The sequence below is a fragment of the Microseira sp. BLCC-F43 genome (genome assembly GCF_041929235.1).
Taxonomy (GTDB): Bacteria; Cyanobacteriota; Cyanobacteriia; order Cyanobacteriales; family Aerosakkonemataceae; genus Microseira.
Map to the genome: position 1 here is coordinate 1 of NZ_JBHFNP010000321.1, position 20,110 is coordinate 20,110.

The 20,110-nt window shown below is 46.1% G+C and carries 24 protein-coding genes and 1 pseudogene; 18 read left to right on the top strand and 7 right to left on the bottom strand.

The genetic code is table 11. The features are described 5' to 3' along the window. Positions 1 to 136 precede the first annotated feature (136 nt). Complete coding sequence (locus ACE1CM_RS42895; RefSeq protein WP_374885461.1) at positions 137 to 595, bottom strand: hypothetical protein; 459 nt, start codon at positions 593 to 595, stop codon at positions 137 to 139. 205 nt (positions 596 to 800) lie between these two features. Here ACE1CM_RS42895 and ACE1CM_RS42900 point away from each other — a divergent pair, with 205 nt between their 5' ends. Then, entirely contained in the window at positions 801 to 1,433 is a 633-nt protein-coding gene (locus tag ACE1CM_RS42900) for a tyrosine-type recombinase/integrase (RefSeq protein WP_374885462.1), read from the top strand. 49 nt (positions 1,434 to 1,482) lie between these two features. On the opposite strand, the gene ACE1CM_RS42905 is transcribed toward ACE1CM_RS42900, so the two are convergent. Next, complete coding sequence (locus ACE1CM_RS42905) at positions 1,483 to 2,652, bottom strand: RNA-guided endonuclease InsQ/TnpB family protein (RefSeq protein WP_374885463.1); 1,170 nt, start codon at positions 2,650 to 2,652, stop codon at positions 1,483 to 1,485. 301 nt (positions 2,653 to 2,953) lie between these two features. Between ACE1CM_RS42905 and ACE1CM_RS42910 the strand changes: the two genes are divergently transcribed. The 11 genes from ACE1CM_RS42910 to ACE1CM_RS42960 all read left to right on the top strand — a co-directional run bounded on the left by ACE1CM_RS42910 (position 2,954) and on the right by ACE1CM_RS42960 (position 9,284). Continuing rightward, complete coding sequence (locus ACE1CM_RS42910) at positions 2,954 to 3,292, top strand: hypothetical protein (protein WP_374885464.1); 339 nt, start codon at positions 2,954 to 2,956, stop codon at positions 3,290 to 3,292. 9 nt (positions 3,293 to 3,301) lie between these two features. Then, positions 3,302 to 3,730 carry a hypothetical protein gene (locus ACE1CM_RS42915; RefSeq protein WP_374885465.1) on the top strand — a complete coding sequence of 143 codons (429 nt, stop codon included), beginning with the start codon at positions 3,302 to 3,304 and terminating at the stop codon, positions 3,728 to 3,730. Then, positions 3,702 to 3,965, top strand: coding sequence for a hypothetical protein (locus ACE1CM_RS42920; protein ID WP_374885466.1), 264 nt, complete (start codon positions 3,702 to 3,704; stop codon positions 3,963 to 3,965). Before ACE1CM_RS42915 ends, ACE1CM_RS42920 begins: the two co-directional genes overlap by 29 nt. A gap of 56 nt (positions 3,966 to 4,021) precedes the next feature. Next, positions 4,022 to 4,390, top strand: coding sequence for a hypothetical protein (locus ACE1CM_RS42925; RefSeq protein ID WP_374885468.1), 369 nt, complete (start codon positions 4,022 to 4,024; stop codon positions 4,388 to 4,390). Then, on the top strand, positions 4,368 to 5,237 hold the full coding sequence (locus ACE1CM_RS42930; RefSeq protein WP_374885469.1) for a hypothetical protein: 870 nt from the start codon (positions 4,368 to 4,370) through the stop codon (positions 5,235 to 5,237). The genes ACE1CM_RS42925 and ACE1CM_RS42930 overlap by 23 nt, the downstream gene beginning before the upstream one ends. A gap of 384 nt (positions 5,238 to 5,621) precedes the next feature. Then, complete coding sequence (locus tag ACE1CM_RS42935) at positions 5,622 to 6,659, top strand: hypothetical protein (RefSeq protein WP_374885470.1); 1,038 nt, start codon at positions 5,622 to 5,624, stop codon at positions 6,657 to 6,659. Continuing rightward, entirely contained in the window at positions 6,622 to 6,846 is a 225-nt protein-coding gene (locus tag ACE1CM_RS42940; protein WP_374885471.1) for a hypothetical protein, read from the top strand. The genes ACE1CM_RS42935 and ACE1CM_RS42940 overlap by 38 nt, the downstream gene beginning before the upstream one ends. Continuing rightward, complete coding sequence (locus ACE1CM_RS42945) at positions 6,843 to 7,061, top strand: hypothetical protein (protein WP_374885472.1); 219 nt, start codon at positions 6,843 to 6,845, stop codon at positions 7,059 to 7,061. Before ACE1CM_RS42940 ends, ACE1CM_RS42945 begins: the two co-directional genes overlap by 4 nt. Positions 7,062 to 7,133: 72 nt before the next feature. Next, positions 7,134 to 7,457: a hypothetical protein gene (locus ACE1CM_RS42950; protein WP_374885474.1), complete on the top strand. Its 324-nt coding sequence runs from the start codon at positions 7,134 to 7,136 to the stop codon at positions 7,455 to 7,457. Positions 7,458 to 7,574: 117 nt separating this feature from the next. Further along, on the top strand, positions 7,575 to 7,829 hold the full coding sequence (locus ACE1CM_RS42955) for a hypothetical protein (protein WP_374885475.1): 255 nt from the start codon (positions 7,575 to 7,577) through the stop codon (positions 7,827 to 7,829). A gap of 264 nt (positions 7,830 to 8,093) precedes the next feature. Then, complete coding sequence (locus ACE1CM_RS42960; protein WP_374885476.1) at positions 8,094 to 9,284, top strand: transposase; 1,191 nt, start codon at positions 8,094 to 8,096, stop codon at positions 9,282 to 9,284. Here the strand turns inward: ACE1CM_RS42960 and ACE1CM_RS42965 are convergent. Then, positions 9,274 to 9,372, bottom strand: a pseudogene (locus tag ACE1CM_RS42965) (XRE family transcriptional regulator); the annotation flags it as partial. The gene ACE1CM_RS42960 and the pseudogene ACE1CM_RS42965 sit on opposite strands and share 11 nt — an antisense overlap. A gap of 128 nt (positions 9,373 to 9,500) precedes the next feature. Between ACE1CM_RS42965 and ACE1CM_RS42970 the strand changes: the two are divergent. From ACE1CM_RS42970 to ACE1CM_RS42980, 3 genes are all read left to right on the top strand, one after another. Beyond that, a complete protein-coding gene (locus ACE1CM_RS42970) occupies positions 9,501 to 9,677 on the top strand; it encodes a hypothetical protein (protein WP_374885478.1) in 177 nt (58 codons plus the stop codon). A 160-nt stretch (positions 9,678 to 9,837) separates the two neighbouring features. Continuing rightward, complete coding sequence (locus ACE1CM_RS42975) at positions 9,838 to 10,704, top strand: Uma2 family endonuclease (RefSeq protein WP_374885479.1); 867 nt, start codon at positions 9,838 to 9,840, stop codon at positions 10,702 to 10,704. 234 nt (positions 10,705 to 10,938) lie between these two features. Further along, positions 10,939 to 11,094: a hypothetical protein gene (locus tag ACE1CM_RS42980; protein WP_374885480.1), complete on the top strand. Its 156-nt coding sequence runs from the start codon at positions 10,939 to 10,941 to the stop codon at positions 11,092 to 11,094. 355 nt (positions 11,095 to 11,449) lie between these two features. On the opposite strand, the gene ACE1CM_RS42985 is transcribed toward ACE1CM_RS42980, so the two are convergent. Continuing rightward, positions 11,450 to 11,761 (bottom strand): hypothetical protein, encoded by a 312-nt coding sequence (locus tag ACE1CM_RS42985; RefSeq protein ID WP_374885481.1) that lies wholly within the window; start codon positions 11,759 to 11,761, stop codon positions 11,450 to 11,452. Between the two features lie 76 nt (positions 11,762 to 11,837). Here ACE1CM_RS42985 and ACE1CM_RS42990 point away from each other — a divergent pair, with 76 nt between their 5' ends. After that, entirely contained in the window at positions 11,838 to 16,277 is a 4,440-nt protein-coding gene (locus ACE1CM_RS42990) for a PAS domain S-box protein (RefSeq protein WP_374885483.1), read from the top strand. Positions 16,278 to 16,375: 98 nt separating this feature from the next. Here the strand turns inward: ACE1CM_RS42990 and ACE1CM_RS42995 are convergent, their stop codons facing one another. Both ACE1CM_RS42995 and ACE1CM_RS43000 read right to left on the bottom strand, forming a co-directional pair. Beyond that, a complete protein-coding gene (locus ACE1CM_RS42995; RefSeq protein ID WP_374885485.1) occupies positions 16,376 to 16,771 on the bottom strand; it encodes an acylphosphatase in 396 nt (131 codons plus the stop codon). Between the two features lie 20 nt (positions 16,772 to 16,791). After that, positions 16,792 to 18,078, bottom strand: a complete 1,287-nt coding sequence (locus ACE1CM_RS43000) for an acylphosphatase (RefSeq protein WP_374885486.1) — start codon at positions 18,076 to 18,078, stop codon at positions 16,792 to 16,794. A 51-nt stretch (positions 18,079 to 18,129) separates the two neighbouring features. On the opposite strand from ACE1CM_RS43000, the gene ACE1CM_RS43005 reads away from it, so the two are divergent. Both ACE1CM_RS43005 and ACE1CM_RS43010 read left to right on the top strand, forming a co-directional pair. Continuing rightward, on the top strand, positions 18,130 to 18,678 hold the full coding sequence (locus ACE1CM_RS43005) for a type II CAAX prenyl endopeptidase Rce1 family protein (protein WP_374885488.1): 549 nt from the start codon (positions 18,130 to 18,132) through the stop codon (positions 18,676 to 18,678). Positions 18,679 to 18,700: 22 nt separating this feature from the next. Next, positions 18,701 to 19,072 (top strand): DUF1823 family protein, encoded by a 372-nt coding sequence (locus ACE1CM_RS43010; RefSeq protein ID WP_374885490.1) that lies wholly within the window; start codon positions 18,701 to 18,703, stop codon positions 19,070 to 19,072. Between the two features lie 101 nt (positions 19,073 to 19,173). On the opposite strand, the gene crtR is transcribed toward ACE1CM_RS43010, so the two are convergent. Beyond that, positions 19,174 to 20,082 (bottom strand): beta-carotene hydroxylase, encoded by a 909-nt coding sequence (crtR, locus tag ACE1CM_RS43015; protein ID WP_374885501.1) that lies wholly within the window; start codon positions 20,080 to 20,082, stop codon positions 19,174 to 19,176. Between the last annotated feature and the right edge of the window lie 28 nt (positions 20,083 to 20,110).

The window sequence follows — 20,110 nt, forward strand, 5'->3', positions numbered from 1 at the left end:
GGAACCATGCCTATGAGCAAACAAGTATTCAGTTAAGTTTGTGCGACTTAACTCAGTATACTGTTGCTGACATTCGGAAATCCAGCAAATACGGCAGAAAATCTGGAGAATCCGCGCAGCTTTAGCTCGCGGAGTGTCAAAGGCTAACTCGATCGGTGCTGGCAAGGGCGCCAGAGTTGCCGATATCTTCTACCTTCGCCCATAGTTTCACCCCAGGAGCTAATACTAGGTTTTCTAAGCTGGTTATTCTGGAAATAACATCCTCTTCGTATGCTGGTCTAGAATTCCAAAGTGCCAGCCGCGTTCTGAGGATGTGATCGCTGCTTCCGGAAAGTGATTGATAAATCCCTAGATACTTCGCTGGTGCATTGCGAATCAATTCTTGATAGCGGTCGTCCCGCTGCATTTCGGTTTCCAGGTCCAAAGCTGCTGGTGGACTGGGCAAGGGTGCAATTGAAGTAATATCTACCGTTGCTATCAAATCAGCAACATAACCATTTAATCCATCACCGGGGGAATAAATCTCTACAAAGTTCGTCCCGCTGCTGGCAGTTAAGTTAATTGCGCGATTAACAATGATTGGCTCTTCTGCCATAAAAACAAACAAGAGTTATTAACGTACTTGTTAATATTTAATCGGTTGCCATCTGATTTGTCATTTCCAGTTTCACTTAAAACTTCTAATCTCCAAAAATAGCTGCACCCTTGACGAACCAAGACTTTTAGTGTGACATGGATATAACAGTAACGATTTATTTAGAACTTTTCCTGCTAAAAACTGGAAAACTTCCAAAAAATATATGCCTAAAATTTGCAGACACGGACAAGCACAAATAATCTCTGAGTCTGAGTATTTAAAAATTCGTCGGGTGTTGAATGGCTGGCATCAGTTGTTTTGGGATATCGCCTATTACACCGGCGAAAGGTGGGGTGCAATTGTGGCACTGCGAGTTGACGATGTTTACCTAAATAGTCGCCCGCTCGAATACATTACGTTTCGCGCCCGAACTCGAAAAGCCGACCCTAGTGGGCGCCGCCAAACGCGGCAAGTACCAGTTCATCCAGTTTTGAACGAAAAACTTCAAGCCTACAAAATCCCGGCAAGTGAGTGGCTATTTCCCAGCAACAGCTGCAAAAAGAAAGGCAATCACGTTTCGTTCAAAACGGCGGACGCTTTCTTGCGCGTGGCATTGGAGAAAACCGGCTATCAAGCGAAAGGGATTAGTACCCACTCAACCAGGCGCAGTTTAATTACGCACTTGGATGAGAGGGGAATCGGGATTAAGTTGACCCTCCCCCGCTTAAAAGACGGGGGATTCTACAAGGAGGCTCTGCAATGGTCACGCATACGCATTGCAGAGCTTTACACTTGCCAATTTCCACAGGAAAATCCTGGGCGGGGAGGTCAAAGTCCCCCTACTCAGTCTGCTTAGATCGAGTCCTTGCATTCCGGCTACTTTTCGTAGTATATTAGCTGCACCGTTAGCATCTGCGTTGACATAAAAGTTGTTCGCTCCTGCGAAACAATCCGCGCTTCACTCGCTTTCCTGACGACTTCCAGTCTGTGGGTTTTTCACCGTATTTAGGAACTGTATCGCCGTCCAAAAAAGATGCTGCCGATGTGTTAGCTTCTTCAGTTTCAACAAACTGTATGCCGTATTGTTTGCATAATTGAGCAATGCGGCATTTTAATTTAGCCGTCGGGATTTGAACAAAAGCTTGGTTGTTGCGCTTGCCAATATTTATCTCTTGTTTAATCCCCTGATTCCAACCAAAAACAATGCGCCCAATCTTACGTTCCAAGCAGTGGTTAATTACTATCCTTGCCGCTTTATTAATGGCATCTCGCATCTGCCGATTGCGCTTTTCCGTTAGATGGGCAAGGCGCTTCGACCAAAATCCTTGTGGCTTGCCTTCTTTGATTTTGGCGACTGATTTATTAAACCATTGGTTGAGCGATTTGACATGTCTCCCATCAATAATGAAAGACGTATCGACGTTGCTGACGCACGTCAACCAGTTGGTCACTCCGCTATCAATGCCCAGAACCCGCGATGGATCTAATTCAACCGATATAGTCTTTTGAAGATACACCCACTCGGCATAAAAGCATCGATTGCGAGGTAAAACACGAACTTCTTTGATGTCTTCAAACCGCAGGTTCGATGGCATTGTTAACCAGAATGCTTCTACCCCAAACCAAGTTTTACAAAGCTGTCCCATCGGCAAGCGCACTTGCTTTCCTATTAGCTTTAAGGCTTGCTTGGGATAGGTGGCAATCGCCATGCCGTTTGATTTACGGTATTTGGGTGGACGAGGCTTATTTTCTAATTCGCCCTTTTTGTAGGAACTGATTAACTCTTGAAACGATTTAAAAGATTCAGCGATGCCGTTAAGCGCTTGCTGTGCAACTTGAGAGTAAACTGCACCGTAATGCAAAGAAGATTTCATCTCCTTGCACAGCCCCGCACTTCCTGCTTTGCCGGACAAGATTCTTCCAGTTTTAAAATAAATCTGGCGAGCATAGTAGATGCCACAGTTTGTTAGATCGTTAATTTCGCTGCACAAGTACTCTAGCACAGGCGTTAACTCTTTGGTGTTTGGTATTAGTTCTTGCTGGCATCCGTACAAGCAAATCACCTCTTTTAACACAATTTAAATATTATCATTTTTACCGCTGGTAATATCTTTTTGCATTAAAATTTAATGCTCTACATCGACAGGCAGGATAAATCCTGCCCCCTGGTTTTCATCCCCTGCCTTTTAGGCAGGGGCTTTCAACCTACCTTTCTACCTTTTGGTAAATCGTAGCGACGTAGCTTCTGCAGTTTAGGCAAAAGTTAGCCAAAACTCTGGCAGAACTCTGGCAGAACTCTGGCAGAACTCTAGTAAGTGACAGCCAGAACTGAGCTAACAAACACCCAACCCTAACCCAAAAAAGAGGTAGCTAAATATGGCAGCAGACTTGATACCCAATATCCCAATCATCACCGAAGACGACTACAAGCGACTCTGCAAGCAAGTCAAGCAATATCAGCTCGCCAAAGGAGCGAAGAAGAAAAAGTCAAAACCGATCCTCAAGCCCATCGGCAATACCACCATCGTCAAGAAAGAACTCATCGTTCAACAAACCCCTGTCGATTGGGATGAGGTTACCGTTGGTACTCCTTTCGCCCTCGACTCTAACGGCACTCTCGTTTACACAAAGGCTGGCGCTAGTCGAGCGCTGTGCCTCAATACGATGTCAACCGTTCCCGTAGGTGGCGCTAGCGTCTACCGCATATTCTTCTAAGAAACTCAAATGGACATTAAAAAACCAGTACCTAAGACGACAACCAGCCTTGAATCCACAAAGGAGCAAGTGAAATTCAAAGCTGGTGTCGTTCAAACCGCAGATGCAAAGATTTTAATTCCCCCAGCGATTCAAAGCAAGCTGACTGCGCTGGGTAGTAAGTACGGCGTCCCGTTCGATTTGGCTAACATCGCCCTCGACGGCAAGATGGCAGAGAACGTGAAAGCGATTCGGAAGATTGCCGACATGGTAACAGCCGATAGCAAACTTCTCCCTGAAATGTTGCGCCAGATTCGCCGCCTGATGCGCGCACCAAATCAAGCTGGCACAGTTCCACAAGCTGTTAACCAAAGCAGCTATTCAACACGGAGAAAAGCTGGACAAAGAAACGGCAGAAATATTTCTGGCAATGGCGGGCTACAAGTCGAGAACAACTAAACTCGAACACCGTACCAACGTTCGCAACCAGCTGAAGGAAAAACGCACGGCGGCTTACGTCAACTACTACGACAAAACAGTTTACGGCGAAGAATCCAAACTCATCGACGTTGAATTTGAAGTCTTAGAATCTAACAAAAAGATTCTGACCGAAGGCAAAGCCGAGCGCATCAAGCTTAGCGGAGAACGCCAGCAGAAAATTGCTGATTACGTTCTGAGCGCTTACAAAGATTAAGCAGTTAATAGGGTGAGTTTTACCTCACCCTAACCCAACCAAAACCGAGGGTAAAAATGTTGCGACACCTGAAAAACGCCAACGAACTCGTACTTTACGCCTCTATTAGTTGCGGTGCTGCCTACCTAGCTCGCCTCAATCCTCCTTTCCACTTTCCCATCATGTTACTACGCTTGGGAGTGCTAGGTTACTGCGGTTACATCATCGCCATCGCCGAAGGAAACAAGGATTTAGCAATCGTAGTTGGTGGAGCGCTGCTGATTGGTACGATTGGCGGTTACTGGGATTTAATCGAGGTTCACCAAAAATACGTTTCACCAGAAATGGTGGTGACTTTGACCGTTACCGCTTTAGCAGTCATAATCACCGCATCATACGTACTTTACCAACGGGAACAAACCGATGGAAAAGCTAGCAAAAAATAAGCGGTTATTTATCGCCCTCAGTTGCGCTTCCATTACCTGTTTGACTGGCAGTTTCGCTTACCCATTGCAGAAACTGCAAGTGTACCGGCAAGTCGAAAAAAACGCGCTTGGTCAGAGTTACACCCGTAACTTTATCCTGACCGAAAGTGACGTTACCTTACCTTGGGGCTTTGACTTTAAAAAGTCCAAGTTAATCGCCAAAATTTACCAGGACAACAAGCACCAGAAACTCTTCTTACTGCTAGCCGCCGGACTTTGTGCATTAGGGGCTTTAAGCCTTGGCAGTGAAACCGTGCTAGCCGACGAGATAGACAGTGAAGTAGCAGCTATAAAGGCAATCGGGAAGAAACAGCTATTACTTGAAGGCGTCAAACACCGTTTGGCAATGGCGTCTAAAAGTCAGCGGTTACTGTTTCTAGATGAGATGAAAGCCTTGATGGATGAATTCGGAACGCCAGAGGGAGAAATCCTACAAGCCGACGAAATCAACATCACCGATAAATTCACCAATGCTGGTTACTTGTTGGCAGAAGGACTGCCGATTGATTCGGTAATAAGTCAAACCTGGGGATGTCCAGAGGGAAGCCCAGAACATCGCGCCATGAAACAAAAATTTGTTTCGTGGCAAGGTGACGAGGAACTAGAGGAAGAGATTACTCCAGACTTTAGATCCCAATTCCCAAAAACAATGGATGCTGCATCTTGGAAAGCCATTAACAAGGCTTTAAACGAGGGAGCGAGCAAGGAAGATATCATCGCCGATGTACTCGGCTGCAAAGGCGCTCAATTTGAAATTGGAGAAGCTTACCTTAACCACTTAGAGAAATGGTTTGGAGTAAAACCATGATTCGTACGATTAGTATTTTTGATGGTAGCAATTACTTGCCGCCAATTCCCGCAATCGTGCGGGGCAACATAGCGCTTGAGCTTGATGCAGACGACGTTCAATTTTAAGGAGGTGATACCTAGACGCCGATCAAACATGAAAGAACATCATCTTCAACCCAATTAACGCTCGCGCGTTGGATGGCCCTTCCGCGAGCATTTCTTCCCAATAATTGAGGAAACAATGAACCTTTCTTATTAAGACATCAACAAACCTTGGGTAGTATTGTTCTGCCAAAAAACCCATTGGCACATCATCGAGCGCTTCGTTAACAAAGAAGACGCTAAGCTAAACATAAGAAATCCGTTACTGAAGAGATAAAAACAACTATTTTCTTTAAACAATATGACCAATAGCCAACGTAAAAACCCCAAAAATCAACATCTATTTCCTTTCTCTGACATCGTTTATACTGATACACTGAAAGCAGAAATACAACAGCGAGAAGGTTATCCTGACCCATCAATTGATAGCTTGTTGGAATATGCAGATACATTGTACCTCCACTATGACCGCGTTGACCCTGAATGGGCAACCGAGGAGATTAGATCCTACTTATTGAGTTATGTTCGAGTGGGATTAGTTGCCGATTGCGTGCGGCAATACAGACTTTATGAAAAGTTTGAAGATGCTAGTCGAATCTGCCAAACTTTCGCCGAATACTGCCAAAAAATAATTGGTAAAAGCGAGTGGTACGTTAATAAAATTATTGACGCCGCCAAAATCTGTCTCAAATTAATCAAATTAGGGTTTCAATCACCGCAGGTTCCAGTTTGTGAATACCAAGCTCGACCGCTTGTAAGGGTTTACCAAAAAGCTGCTATTGTCTACGAAGCAGCTAAAAAGAAGTATGGAACTGCGATTGATGATGGTTACGTACCAGAGGGTGTTGAAATTCCTCCGACACCTGATGAAGCGCTAGTTGAGAGCTGGAATAAAGTTATTAGCAACCTTCCCACTCATCACATCACCGGGAACAAAATTGCCGAAATCGTGGAAGAGAATCCCGACCCACCCAAAAAGCAGAAAGTATACATTCGCACTTCCACTCGCGAAAAGTGGGAACGGGCAGCACGGGAAGCTGGAATGACCCCTGATGATTATCTAGAAGCTTTGCTAGATGATAGAAAGCTAGACGCAGAAACAGAAGTTGAGACCCAACCCGAACCTGACTCAGCAACAGAATCAATTGATAGTAACGACGATAAAATTTCAGTTAATTCTTCAGAGTCTAAAGAATTGAATTGGTTAGAAGACTTAAGGCAGCTAGTAGAAGAAAGCTATTCAACCAATTCACCAGACCAGCTAAAATCTAAAATTTCAAATTTAATTGATGGAGCGACTAATGCAAGTAACCGAAGAACAAATCCAAATTGCCAGTGACAACTTTTCTGCTGAAGTGCTAATCTTCCTGCAAAAGCTAAAACGAAAGTGCAAATGCTCTAAGTTTGAATCTCTGCTATTAGGTAGAGCAATTATTCACAGGTTGCTCGACAATTTAAGCGAGGATTCCCTGAAGGAATTTGAGGAATTTTTAGCGCGAGTTAGAGAAGGACAAATTCCATTATGACCCAAACAATAGAAGATATCATCACTTGTTTTAGGCGAGAAGGTTGGTGCATCCAAAAAGCGAGAGAAAGTTATTGGGTGCTGCAACCACCAGGGCTTTTTAGCTACAAGATGTTTCTTTTGACCTACAACCCGTTTACCAACAAATTCCAGATTGTCAAACCCCCAAATCGCGATCGGCATTACGATATGGCGGTGAAGATTTTGGAGGAATAGGAGCGCTATCTAGGCAAAGGCGCTCCTCTATCAGATTTCAGAGAAATATCATCCATTATAAAAGACCCTGACATGTTTTTCATAAAAGTTGACAATTGCTGGATTAACCTCGCTGCAATCCGTACTTTGACGGTTACTTCACCAACCGCGTTTAACAACACGCTAACGGTTACTATTCGCTGGAATAATAACTATGATGATGATGATGAAAGTGCTTATGAGCATCTTGAAAACGACGAAGCACAAAAATTTATTGCCGAATGGGAGAAAGCGCGCAAGATTAATGCTAACTTTTTTCTTCCACAAACCCCGCTTGATGAGCCAAACAAATCTCCAAGCGTGCAACAACGATTGGGTGCTATCCTTGCCAACGCGATATGCCGACCCCGAATATAACAAAGCACCCTGCATACTCAACCGCGCGCGCCTCAAAATGGCAAGCGATCGCACGATTAGTTCAAATCATGCGATCGCTCCAGGACAACATCTTCTTTGTACCATTATAGAGGTAATATGTCTCACTTCGTCCGCATCAGTACCTGCCGCTTTATTAATTTCGCCGACATTCGAGATATTTACATCCATAAAGATGAAGGTGGTAATGAAAATGACGAACTGTCTGTCACAATTACCTGGGCAGGGGTTGAGGACAGCATAGACACCTTTGCAGGTGAGGAAGCTAAAAAAATTATTGGGATGGTTGAACTGCTATCAATAGACACTCTAAACTCGTTAAACATTGCTAATCCGCCTGAAGAGCCAATCTAAACTCAATTGGCGAAACTTCCCCCTTAACAATGGGGGAAGTCGCGGGATGAGTCCACATCATTTCGCCGGAATTTGTGGCTTTGAGAAAGAAACAAGCTATAAAGGCTTTCAGTTATTCATAAGCTCAAATTACCGTACCCTACCGCGCCCACATTGGGAGATGCCTTGAGAGTGAATTAAGCTAGCCTTGGGGCTTTGGCTTTCGGGTGATTCTTTGGCACGTTGCGGGGGTTTTTTAAATCTCACCCAGCGCTAGGAGGAATAGTGAGAGTTTTGGGGCTTGATATCTCAAAGTCTTCTGTTGCTTGCTGTTTATTATTAGAAAAGCCCACCGAACCTAGACAATTTTATTTTGACTGCAATTTCTACCACTTTGATGCCAATGCAAGCGGCATTAGTGCGTTACTCGCATTAAAACCAAATGTTGCGGTTTGCGAACCAACTGGGATAAATTACCAGCGATTGTGGGGTACTCATTTAGCTTGGGCAGGTGTAATGGTGTATTTGGTCGGTCATGCAGAATTAAAGGCTTACCGAAAACATCTAGGCTTTCTGGACAACAAGGATGACGACGCAGACGCGCTGGCTTTAGCTTGCTACTGGTTTGACAACCATCAATCGCTACGTCGATTTATTCAACTGCGCGACTATCCGATTACCCGAATACGGCAGTTAGTGTTGAGATTGGCTCACCTTAACCGGGTACAAAGCCCGATAATCAATCGCTTACGGCAAGATTTGGCGTGGCAATTTCCAGAAGTGGCGTTGGTGAAATCGCAGAGGCACTCGCTTTCTGAAAATCTTCCCCTACTATGGGCGTGGCTTGCAGGGGAGAAGGAGGCGTTGAAGTATGAGCAAATGCTTGAATCTTCAGTTGGTTTGGGCATTACCGATGCTGTTAGGCTCCACGCCCAACGCATTTGCCACCTTCAAAGGGAAGAAATAGCCATAGACCGCGAGCTAATGCATCTCATCGATGCTCCGGAATTCATCCCCTATAGGAAAGTTTTCGCCCGTTTCGGTTTTGGGCTGCGGGTGCAATCTATCCTTATTAGTCAGATTTACCCGCTGTCGAATTACTTGGACAAAAGCGGCAAGCCCGAAGTACTTATTAGAAAAGGGAGAAAGTCGGGAAAACCAACCAAGCATCGCTTGTCCTTGCGCCGATTTATGAAAGCGTTAGGGGTTGCACCAGGGAAGGACGCCAGTGGTGACAGAGACTTGGATCGGGTAGGTGGTTCGGACTTGTGCCGCCTTGCTCTGTGGCAATGGGTGTTTACCCGCATCGAGCCTCGGCGATCGCGCCCTGCCAATGAAATCGGCAAGCGACTTGGAGAAATCATTGACGCAGAAAAATCTACAGGTCGCCCAATTAAACTGGTACGCACTCGCGTTGCTGCGCGAGCAGTACGGCTATTATTTAAAGAGCTAATTCAAGCTTTAAAATCCGACTAGAGTGAACGTTAGCACGATCGGCAACATCTTTGAGCGTCCAACCCTTTTCATCCGCCAGTTCTCGAATTTTTAACCTAACTAATCCCATTCTGCTCTTGAGAAACGATAAGTAGTTATCGTTTAATTTCATTTGAATAGCGTTCGCTCTCTAGCCTGGAAAACTGAGCGAGCGAACGCCATATTTCCCATACCCCACAAAGTGGGAAGGATTAGTTTATGATACCAACACAACAGACCTACCGAGCAAAACTTTATCCCTGGAGGATCATTCGTCATCTGCCAAATATGCAGCGGATAACTGTTGCCCGGTTTCGGCGGCGTAACGAAGCGCTGGATCGTCCTCCAGGTACTGCGGCGATTGATACCCAACGCGAATCTTTCAGTGATTTTTGACTTGACTGTGAACGATTAGGCGCTCATCCCCTCTCTGACAAAGAGAGGGGAACGATACTTGCTATGCACGCGCCGATGGCATATTGCACATACGCGCTGCGGCTAAAATTTCTCAGCTTTGCGAAAATAGAGAATTATCAAACATTAAGGGAGCTGACTGATGACTGAAATTTTAACTCCCGTTGAACTGCCGCCTCCATTTCCCGACCACACTCAATTACCGGAGGAAGATGGAACTTTTGTGAAAAACTTTCAGGAGCATCCCCAAAGTATTATTTTGACCGATTCTCTAGGTCCAGTTTTGCAGCAACTCCATCCCGATGGACAATATGCAATTGGACAAGACTGCGGCATTTACTGGCGCGAAACCGATCCCCCAGAAAAAGGCGCAGAAGCACCAGATTGGTTTTACGTGCCTAACGTACCCCCGCTGCTAGATGGTCAAATTCGCCGTTCCTATGTGATTTGGCGGGAATTTTTGGCTCCATTAATTGCTTTGGAGTTTGCTAGCGGCGATGGCACAGAAGAACGAGATCGAACGCCTCTGTCTTATTCTGAAACAGGAGAGGTTACCAAACCAGGGAAGTTCTGGGTATACGAGTGCATCATGCGAATTCCCTACTACGGTATCTATGAAATTAGTAAAGGCAAATTGGAGGTATACAACCTAGTTGGTGGACGCTATCAAACAATTTCCCCTAACGAACGGGGTCACTATCCTATCCCACAGATAGGTGTCGAATTAGGATTGTGGGAAGGAAGCTATCAAAACCAAACCCAACGGTGGTTAAGATGGTGGGATCGAGAGGGAAATTTGCTGCTGACGGGTGCAGAACGAGCTGAACTGGAACGCTTGCACGCTGAACAAGAGCGCCAAAAAGCTGAGCAAGAGCGCCAAAGAGCTGAAAATGCTGAGCAGGCGCGAAGGGATGCTGTACCTCGATTATTGGCAATCGGTTTGAGTGTAGAACAAGTTGCAGAAGCGCTGAGTTTGACTGTGGAGGAAGTGCGATCAATTCACAATTAAACGATCTGAGAAACCGGGTTTCTGCGGCAGTCTCTAGTTCTTGTGCCACGATTTGGCAGAGAAACCCGGTTTCTTGGTTTGCAACCGGGTTTCTGCGGCAGTCTCTAGTTGTTGGGCCACGATTTGGCAGAGAAACCCGGTTTCTTGGTTTGAAACCGGGTTTCTGCCTCGGTCTCTACAGCGGATTGCAGCCGTATGAGGTACACCTTCGGAATGCAATAGCGGCAAGCATTAATGGCAGCCGCTATTGCATTCCTTCGCCTTAAGGCTGTACCTCACTCACTGGCAATCCGCTATAATGCTCAAGCTGTCGTTACCAACGTTGAAGCTGTCGTTACCAACGTTGCAGCTGTCGTTACCAACGTTGAAGCTGTCGTTACCAACGCTTAAACTTTCGTTACCAACGTTGCAGCTGTCGTTACCAACGTTGCAGCTGTCGTTACCAACGTTGCAGCTGTCGTTACCAACGCTTAAACTTTCGTTACGATCAAAGCCACGTACGCAGATTGCAGCGGTCGGGTGGTACCTCACTCACTTGCAATCCGCTGTAGTTGTTTGGGGTTTCTGGGTCGGTCTCTAGTTCTTGTGCGACGATTTGGCAGAGAAACCCGGTTTGTTTGTTTCTGGGTCGGTCTCTAGTTCTTGTCCGACGATTTGGCAGAGAAACCCGGTTTGTTTGTTTCTGGGTCGGTCTCTAGTTATTGTGGGACGATTTGGCAGAGAAACCGGGTTTCTGGGTCGGTCTCTAGTTCTTGTGGGACGATTTGGCAGAGAAACCCGGTTTGTTTGTTTCTGGGTCGGTCTCTAGTTCTTGTGGGACGATTTGGCAGAGAAACCCGGTTTCTGCGTCGCTGTTTGATCCCAGAAACCGGGTTTCTGCGTCGATTTCTAGTTCTGTTGCCACGATTTTGCAGAGAAACCCGGTTTCTAGTCTATGCCAGATCCCAGGCAAGCGATCGCGCCAAAGAAAATATATTTCACGCCAGCGATCGCGCTTTTTTTCATTCCAAAGATGGATGTTTGGGCTGGGGGAGTAGCCTTTTGATCTATGGTGCAAAGCTGCGAACGCCACTCTTTATGTTCGTGTAGATTAATCTAGGGCAGGATAAACAAAAGAATCAGTATTTGAAATCGTGAAAACCGTTCGCGTTAGTAACCAGACCAATTTAATCGATGCTGGCGGCGACATTGGCATGGTGCTTCAGTCCGCTGATAGTACGATTTTGGCTTGCAATCCGGCGGCGGAACAGTTGCTAGGATACACCGCTGCACAACTGATTGGCACGACCTCGTTTGATTCGCTTTGGCAGACAACTCACCCCGATCAGGAGTATCCGGCGCGGGCAGCCTTGCTTTCGGGCAAACCCTGTCTTAATGTGGTTTTGGGCTTTTACAAGCCAAATGGGGAGTTAATTTGGTTGTGTCTTTCCTCCCATCCTCTGTTTCAAGCCGATGCTACGACTCCCTATGCTGTAATGACCACGTTTTCGGCAATTAGCGAGGATGAATTAACTTGCCAAAAAACAGCCGACCCACAATTGGCAGAAATCGAGGCTATCTACAGCACCGCCCCGATCGGACTTTGCTTTATAGACACAAATCTCCGATTCGTTCGGCTCAACGAACACCTTGCCGAAATCAACGGCATACCTGTCTCTGAGCATATTGGACGCACGCTGCGGGAGATTTTGCCCGAACAGGCTGACGATCTGGAGCCACTGTTGCGGCAAGTGATTGAGTCGGGAGAACCGATTCTGAATCTGGAAGTAAGCGGTACTAACCTCGCCCTGCCTGGAGTCCAACGCGATTGGTTGGTCAGTTACTATCCCCTCAAGGGGGCTTGCGATCGCGTGCTGGGAGTCAACGCGATGGTGCAGGAAATTAGCGATCGCAAGCGCACAGAAGCAGCTTTACGGCAACAAGCCCAAATTATCAACCAAATCCATGATTCGGTCATTTCTACAGATTTGAATGGCTACATCATCAGTTGGAATCAAGGTGCGGTAAGGTTATTTGGCTACTCGGCTGCTGAAGCATTGGGACAACATATCTCGCTGCTTTATCCAACTCCCCAGATGCAGGAGGTACTCCAGCACCAAATCATTGAACCGCTGCTGCGTCAAGGCGGACATGAGGTGGAAGTCCAAATGCAATGCCAGTCGGGAGAATTAATCGATGCGCTGCTTTCGCTGTCGCTGTTGCGGGATGAAAATCAAACCCCCATCGGCATGATCGGCTATTCGATGGATATTAGCGATCGCAAACGCACAGAAGCCGCTCTGCGAGCAAGTGAAGCACGCTATCGCCAATTGGTGGAACTTTCTCCAGATGGCATTTTCATTCAAAGCGGCGGCAAATTTGAGTTTGTCAATCCAGCAGCCCTAGATTTGTTGGGCGCAACTGAATCTGAGCAACTCATCGGTAAAACGGTGATGGATTTTATTCACCCTGACTATCGAGAAATCGTGAAAATGCGGATGCAACAACTGCAACAAAACCAAACTGTGCCGCTGCTGGAAGAAAAGTTTTTGCGCTTAGACGGCACTATAGTCGAGGTCGAGGTTGCTGCCGCTCCTCTCGTGTATCAAGGAAGACCTGCCGTTCAGGCTGTCATTCGCCATATTAGCGATCGCAAACAAGCCGAAGCAGCGCTGGCGAAACAGGAAAGCCGATACCGCTATATTTTTGAAGCTGTAGGAGTGTCGATTTGGGAAGAAGATTTTTCTGTTGTCAAAGTGGCGATCGACGAGTTAAAAGCCTCTGGTGTACAGGATTTTCGCCAATACTTTGCCCAACATCCAGAGTTTGTGCAGTGGGCAGTCGAGAATGTGAAACTGCTGAATGTAAACGATATCACCTTGCAAATGTGTGAGGCTCAAACTAAAGAACAAGTCCTCGCATCTCTCAATCAAATTTTTCTGCCCGAAACGATGGATGTATTTGTTGGTGAACTGCTGACAATTGCTGCTGGTGAAACCTTCTTTTGTGCAGAAGCCGTGGTGCAAACGTTGCACGGTAATCGTCTCAATGTTTTAGTTACCTTGACGTTCCCACCGCCTCACGAACCTTACGATTGCGTCTTGGTCACTTGGGTTGATATTACCGCTCGCAAACAAACCGCAGCTGCCCTCAGTCAAAGCGAAGAGCGGTTTCGTCAGCTTGCCAATGCCATGCCGCAAATGGTCTGGACAACAGATGCACTGGGTGAATTGAATTATGTCAGTCAGCAGTGGATCGACTACAGCGGACTGACACTCGAACAAACCCGCGATGGCTCCCACGCTACTGAGTTCATGCATCCCGATGAAATCCCATCAACCCAAGCACAATGGAGTGCTGCCTTAGCATCTGAGACGACTTACCAAGTAGAAATGCGGATAAGGAGAGCATCGGATGATACCTACCGTTGGTTTTTAGTCCGTGCCGTACCGATTCGGGATGAACGAGGTATTGTGGTTCAATGGTACGGCACTTCCACGGATATTGACGCTCGCAAGCAAGTAGAAGCTGCCTTGCGGCAGATGAACGAACGATTCCGCTTGGCAACACTAGCAATTGATGGGATTGTGTTTGAGTGGAACATGCAAACGGGCGAAGTTTACCGCTCTGAGGGACTGTATCAACTGATTGGCGTGCGTGCAGAAGACGCAGCGCCGACGCGGGAATGGTGGATCGAGCGGATTCATCCCGATGACCTCGCTCGCATGGAATCAGGGATGCAGTCGTTAGAGAGTTTAGGCGATCGCTATGAAGGCGAGTACCGAGTCCGCCACGCAGACGGGCGCTGGATCGATGTTTGGGAACGCGGTTGTTTGCGCCGCGATGAATCTGGGCAAATCGTTGGTATTCTTGGCTTCACGACCGACATTACCAAGCGCAAACAAGCAGAAATCACCCTGCGCCAAAGCGAAGAACGCTATCGGTATTTGGCAGAATCTATCCCCCAATTGGTCTGGACAGCTAACGCAGAGGGAGCGTTGCTCGATCTCAATCAACGCTGGTTAGATTTTACGGGTTTAACCTTCCCACAAGCCCAAACCCAAGGCTGGGAAGGGATCGTGCATCCGGATGACCTACCGATTCTGAGCGAAAACTGGGCGGCGGCTCAAAAAGATGGCACTCTTTATCAAGCCGAAGGTCGAATTCGACGCGCGGATGGAATGTATCGCTGGCATTTGCATCAAGCAATAGCGCTCAAAGATGAACAAAATCAAATCGTTAAATGGTTTGGTACGGCGACGGATATTGAAGATCAAAAACAACTCGAACAACAGCGGGAGCGTCTTCTGCAACAAGAGCAAGTCGCACGGGAAAAGGCAGAGCAAGCCAATCGCATCAAAGATGAATTTTTGGCAGTTTTGTCCCACGAATTGCGAACTCCGCTCAATCCGATTTTGGGATGGACTAAACTGCTGCAAACTGGCAAAGTGAATGCGACAAAAACAGCGGAAGCTTTAACCACAATCGAACGCAACGCCAAATTACAAGCGCAACTGATCGAAGATTTACTCGACGTATCTCGCATTCTGCGCGGTAAACTCAACCTCAAGATTGCTCCAGTCAATCTGGCGAATGCGATTGCCGCTGCTCTCGAAACGGTGCAATTAGCCTCGCAAGCCAAAGATATTCAAATTCAGACCGATTTAGACCCTAACGTCGGCATGGTTGCAGGAGATGCGGCGCGGTTACAGCAAATTGTTTGGAATCTTTTATCTAACGCGGTTAAATTCACTCCCCAAGGTGGTCGAGTCGAAGTCAAATTGAATAAATTGCAGATTTCCGATTGCAGATTTCAGATTGAAAGATCAACGCAAATTGAACAAAAAAATAATAGCTCAAATCTGCAATCTGAAATCTTAAATCTGAAATCAAATAAATCGGAAATTTCCTATGCTCAAATTCAAGTCACCGACAACGGAAAAGGCATCAATACCGACTTTTTGCCCTATGTATTTGAGCATTTCCGCCAAGAAGATAGTGCCATAACGCGCAAATTTGGCGGCTTGGGATTGGGACTCGCAATTGTGCGTCAATTGGTTGAACTTCACGGCGGTACTGTTTTTGCAGAGAGCCAAGGTGAAGGTACTGGCTCCACTTTTACTGTGAGATTGCCCTTGATAAAACAACAACCTGAAAATGCAACTCACCCCGCTCGATCTGAAGAATTTATGACTCAATCTTCACCACTAGCTGGATTAAACATACTCGTAGTTGATGATGATGCCGACTCCCGCGACTTTATCGCCTTCGTGTTGGAACAAGATGGAGCAAAAGTAATCGCCTTACCTTCGGCGCTGCAAGCGTTGCGCGAGTTCCCTCGCGCCAAACCAGATGTGCTTGTCAGCGATATTGGAATGCCTGAAATGGATGGCTACATGCTGATGCGACAAATCCGCGCCCTACCCCCAGACCAAGGCGGAAAAGTGCCTGCGATCGCGCTTACAGCCTATGCTGGAGAGGGAGACAGCAAACAAGCTTTATCAGCCGGATTTCAGCAGCACATCGCCAAACCCATTGAGCCAAATCAATTAGTTCAAGCTGTGGCAAAACTTGCTGGTAAATCATCAGGCTAATTGCTAATTGCTAATTGCTAATTGCTAATTGCTAATTGCTAATTTCATGGCCTTTTTACTATTAGCTATTAACGATTAGCTATTAGCCAATCGCCATATTAGCTCCTGATATCAAAACCCTCAATTCCTTCTGGTTGTTCGTACTCAAATACAACTTGTTCAACAACAGATGCTGGACTTCCTTGATAACACCACTGAATCATCGCTTCAACCAGTTCTTGAGTGCCTTCAAAAACAGCTTCAACGCGACTATCCAACAGGTTGCGAACCCAACCACTAACACCCATTTTTCTGGCTTGATTTATAGTATAGTAGCGATAACCAACTCCTTGAACAATTCCAGAAACAAAAACGTGGGCGCGTACTTTTCCTGACTGCGGTGATGGCTTTTCCATAGAATCGGATATTTTTATAATTCTAATCTCTTGTGGGATGGGCATCTTGTGTGGGATGGACATCTCTTGTGGGATGGACATCTCTTGTGGGATGGGCATCTTGCCTGTCCCACAAATAACTAACTTACCACTCGGCGATGCAAAAGTTCAGCCACATGCTTGTGGATTTCTTCATTAAACCCAAAATTTCCCTCTACCTCAATATCTTGAATTCCCGGATTGTCGCCAAATAAAGGACGAATGGGAAACGCTGACAAATCGTCAAAATTGTAGAAATTTTTCCAGATAATTTCTTTAGCATTTTTGGCAATGCCAATTTCATCAGCAAGCAAGGTTTTGCCCAGAGCAAATGTATCTATTACTTGCTGCGATCGCATCATCAAAATTGGCAGGGGAGATGCCATACTCACGATGGAACCAAGTTCTATTCTTCCTAACCGCGCCGCCTGACGCCAAAACTGATAGCGTTCTACTATTTCCTGGTTTTCTCCTGGTAAAACATCCGTGGCGATACTGGTTTTTGTTGAGAATAAACCTTGGAGAAAATCGTAGGCGATCGCACCTCCCAAACTATATCCAATCAGGTGCAGTCTAACTTTAATATTTTGTGCTTCTTTTCGTAAATCTTTCTCAACCTGGGGACGATATTTTTCTATAAATTCTAACACTTGACTATAAACAGCCAATTTAATCGCAATTTGCCCTTCTTCCCCGGCGTAGTACACTAAATCTCCCAATCCCTGCAATAATAAACTTTGACGCAGCGGTTGAACCAATGACCGCCACCAAGGTTGCCTTCTATCCCTTTCCTTACCACTCAATAAAATATTATTCTCAGCGTTATTTTGCCCCAAACGTTCGGGTTCGAGTTGTTCAGCAACAAACTTTTGCGCTAAATAAACTTTCCCCTCTTTTTCTGAATAATTTACTTTAATTACTGACTCAATTCGTTCGGATAAGTTATAATATTTTTTAACTTTTGACCATAAGCTTTCATCTGACAGCGACTCAGTTTGGGGATGATTTTCTCCGATCAATCCGCCAATAAAGATAAGGATATTGATAGTTTTAGCCTGACCGCTGACCGATGGGGAAACTCGAACTTTAGGGGAACGCCTAATAATAAAATCCTTTAATCCTTCGGGTTTCTCGTACTCAACCGTAACGTTTTTTACTACAGCTTCGGGACTACCCCGGTAACACCAGCGGACAACTGCTTCTACGAGTTCTTTGGTGCCTTCAAAAACGATTTCCACCCGTCCATCGGGAATTTCTTCTACCCAACCACCAATTCCCCACTGGTTGGCTTTATCCCAAGCTGCTAATCGGAAACCTACTCCATGAACGGTTCCCGAAACAAAAACATGGGCGCGGACTTTCTGATTTGAAGATAATTGGTTTTCCATAAATTAGTCTGATAAAATTTGAGTGTTTAGTTTGCTTAAATATTTTTGACTATGACTGGGGTACAGACATTAGTTTATCGCTGTCTTACGGCAATTTCAACCCTACCCAGCGCCCAAGCTTGTTTGTCAGGAGGGTTGCCGTTGCTGCTGTTGACACTGATTTCGTTACCCGTGGGATTTTATTTTAACTTTCTCCAACTTGATATTTTAAAAGCAGCGAAGAAAACAGTTGCTAGCGTGGTAGCAGGTTCGCTGCTGACGGCGTTGGGTGAAGAGTTATTTTTTCGAGTCTTGTTCCTGCCTCATCCTAGTGAAAGTGCAACGCTTGCTGTTGGATGGTTTTGGGGTGGCGTTAGTTTGGGAATTTTTATTATTTACCATCCGCTAAATGCCTTGAGCTTCTATCCACCGGGACGCCATCTATTTTTTAATCCTATTTTCTTATTATTGGCTGGATTTTTGGGTGTCGCCTGTACGCTTGCCTATCTGCAAAGCGGTTCTTTTTGGTTACCCGTTGCAATCCATTGGCTGACTTTACTTGTCTGGCTACTTTTGTTAGGGGGATATGGCAAACTAAACTCTGAGTATATTAAGGACTGAAGTCCTTACTACGAACACTACTATGTCTGACCTGCCGCCGCTCAATACTGACACATGTTGGGCAATTCTCAACGACACGATTGAGGATGCTACTGTTAACCGACTCGTCTGGCATTGCTTGGGTTATCGTTACGATGACGCCAATGGCAAGTGGGATACTACCAGCGTCGCCGATGATTGGCAACAGGAGTATCCAGAACCGCCTGATTTTATCGATAGCCGTCCCGCCACAGTCAAGCTGACTCGTTCGATTCCCCCAGAAAACAAACAGCTTCTGAAAGAACAACTGGGATTTCAAGGCTACAAAATCGGTGAATTTGGCCCGCGCCAGACGCGGCGGGCAACAGCGGCTAATTGGCTGTTGAGTTATATGAAAATTCATGGGAATGGCTAATTGCTAATTGCTAATTCCTAATTGCTAATAGTAAAAAGCTTTTATCGCTCACTCGTAGTTAACAAGATAGCGATGAGCAATTAGCCATTAGCCATTACCCATTAGCTGACTTCTTGACTCTTCTGGGCTGCGCTTTTTTTATGAAAGCGGATGCCCAGAAAAATGTCATAAACAAAATTCCAAAAGTCTTTTCCTTGCAGCAGTCCCAGAGATTGATGGCAGCCTTTGGCGTCTAGAAGGGGTTGGGTGGCGCGGTAAGCTGTCTGGTAGTGATACCAGGGAATAGAAGGCCATAAGTGGTGAATCAAATGGTAATTTTGCCCTAAAATCAGGATATTGAGCATGGGACTGGGGTAGACGCGGGCATTTTTCCAGCGATCGCGCTCCACAAACGGACGATGGGGTAAATAATCAAAAAATAACCCCAACGCCAGCCCCACCACCAAAGCCGGTGAAAACCAAAAATTGAGAATATAGCCCAAAAATCCCTGCTGGCAAGAGTAATAGACAATCGCCACCACAACCATGCGGCTGAGGAACCACTCTAATAGCTCGTACTTGCGCCACAAACGCCGCTTGAAGAAATATACCTCGTGATAGAAAAACCGCGCGGCAATCAGCCATAAAGGCCCACCCGTGGAAACAAAATGATCCGGGTCGTTGTCCGGGTCGTTAACGTGAGCGTGATGCTGCAAGTGAACCCGCGTAAACACCGGAAACGCAAAACCCAACATTAACGCGCTGCCATGTCCCAAAATCGCATTCATCGCCCGATTTTTGTGAGCAGCATTGTGGGAGGCATCGTGAATCACCGTCCCTGAAAGGTGCAACGCCAGTACATTCGTAAAAAAGCAACACCAATGGGGCCAGTTCCAAAGCCAGTAACCGCAGGTCGAAACAATGACCAGCGCGACGGCGGTTAAAAACATCAGTAACGTCAAATTAAAATCTTCCGCTGGCGGCCCCAATAACTCTTTAGGAACTGTCAGCACCTGCTGTGCCTCCGACATCAGTATCTGTACTCCCGATCGCTTCAAT

What these genes read in the sequence shown, in the direction of transcription:
- ACE1CM_RS42895 (WP_374885461.1), bottom strand. Translation starts at nt 595, where the DNA reads ATGGCAGAAGAGCCAATCATTGTTAATCGCGCAATTAACTTAACTGCC.
- ACE1CM_RS42900 (WP_374885462.1), top strand. Translation starts at nt 801, where the DNA reads ATGCCTAAAATTTGCAGACACGGACAAGCACAAATAATCTCTGAGTCT.
- ACE1CM_RS42910 (WP_374885464.1), top strand. Translation starts at nt 2,954, where the DNA reads ATGGCAGCAGACTTGATACCCAATATCCCAATCATCACCGAAGACGAC.
- ACE1CM_RS42915 (WP_374885465.1), top strand. Translation starts at nt 3,302, where the DNA reads ATGGACATTAAAAAACCAGTACCTAAGACGACAACCAGCCTTGAATCC.
- ACE1CM_RS42920 (WP_374885466.1), top strand. Translation starts at nt 3,702, where the DNA reads ATGGCGGGCTACAAGTCGAGAACAACTAAACTCGAACACCGTACCAAC.
- ACE1CM_RS42925 (WP_374885468.1), top strand. Translation starts at nt 4,022, where the DNA reads ATGTTGCGACACCTGAAAAACGCCAACGAACTCGTACTTTACGCCTCT.
- ACE1CM_RS42930 (WP_374885469.1), top strand. Translation starts at nt 4,368, where the DNA reads ATGGAAAAGCTAGCAAAAAATAAGCGGTTATTTATCGCCCTCAGTTGC.
- ACE1CM_RS42935 (WP_374885470.1), top strand. Translation starts at nt 5,622, where the DNA reads ATGACCAATAGCCAACGTAAAAACCCCAAAAATCAACATCTATTTCCT.
- ACE1CM_RS42940 (WP_374885471.1), top strand. Translation starts at nt 6,622, where the DNA reads ATGCAAGTAACCGAAGAACAAATCCAAATTGCCAGTGACAACTTTTCT.
- ACE1CM_RS42945 (WP_374885472.1), top strand. Translation starts at nt 6,843, where the DNA reads ATGACCCAAACAATAGAAGATATCATCACTTGTTTTAGGCGAGAAGGT.
- ACE1CM_RS42950 (WP_374885474.1), top strand. Translation starts at nt 7,134, where the DNA reads ATGTTTTTCATAAAAGTTGACAATTGCTGGATTAACCTCGCTGCAATC.
- ACE1CM_RS42955 (WP_374885475.1), top strand. Translation starts at nt 7,575, where the DNA reads ATGTCTCACTTCGTCCGCATCAGTACCTGCCGCTTTATTAATTTCGCC.
- ACE1CM_RS42970 (WP_374885478.1), top strand. Translation starts at nt 9,501, where the DNA reads ATGATACCAACACAACAGACCTACCGAGCAAAACTTTATCCCTGGAGG.
- ACE1CM_RS42975 (WP_374885479.1), top strand. Translation starts at nt 9,838, where the DNA reads ATGACTGAAATTTTAACTCCCGTTGAACTGCCGCCTCCATTTCCCGAC.
- ACE1CM_RS42980 (WP_374885480.1), top strand. Translation starts at nt 10,939, where the DNA reads ATGGCAGCCGCTATTGCATTCCTTCGCCTTAAGGCTGTACCTCACTCA.
- ACE1CM_RS42995 (WP_374885485.1), bottom strand. Translation starts at nt 16,771, where the DNA reads ATGCCCATCCCACAAGAGATGTCCATCCCACAAGAGATGTCCATCCCA.
- ACE1CM_RS43000 (WP_374885486.1), bottom strand. Translation starts at nt 18,078, where the DNA reads ATGGAAAACCAATTATCTTCAAATCAGAAAGTCCGCGCCCATGTTTTT.
- ACE1CM_RS43005 (WP_374885488.1), top strand. Translation starts at nt 18,130, where the DNA reads ATGACTGGGGTACAGACATTAGTTTATCGCTGTCTTACGGCAATTTCA.
- ACE1CM_RS43010 (WP_374885490.1), top strand. Translation starts at nt 18,701, where the DNA reads ATGTCTGACCTGCCGCCGCTCAATACTGACACATGTTGGGCAATTCTC.
- crtR (WP_374885501.1), bottom strand. Translation starts at nt 20,082, where the DNA reads ATGTCGGAGGCACAGCAGGTGCTGACAGTTCCTAAAGAGTTATTGGGG.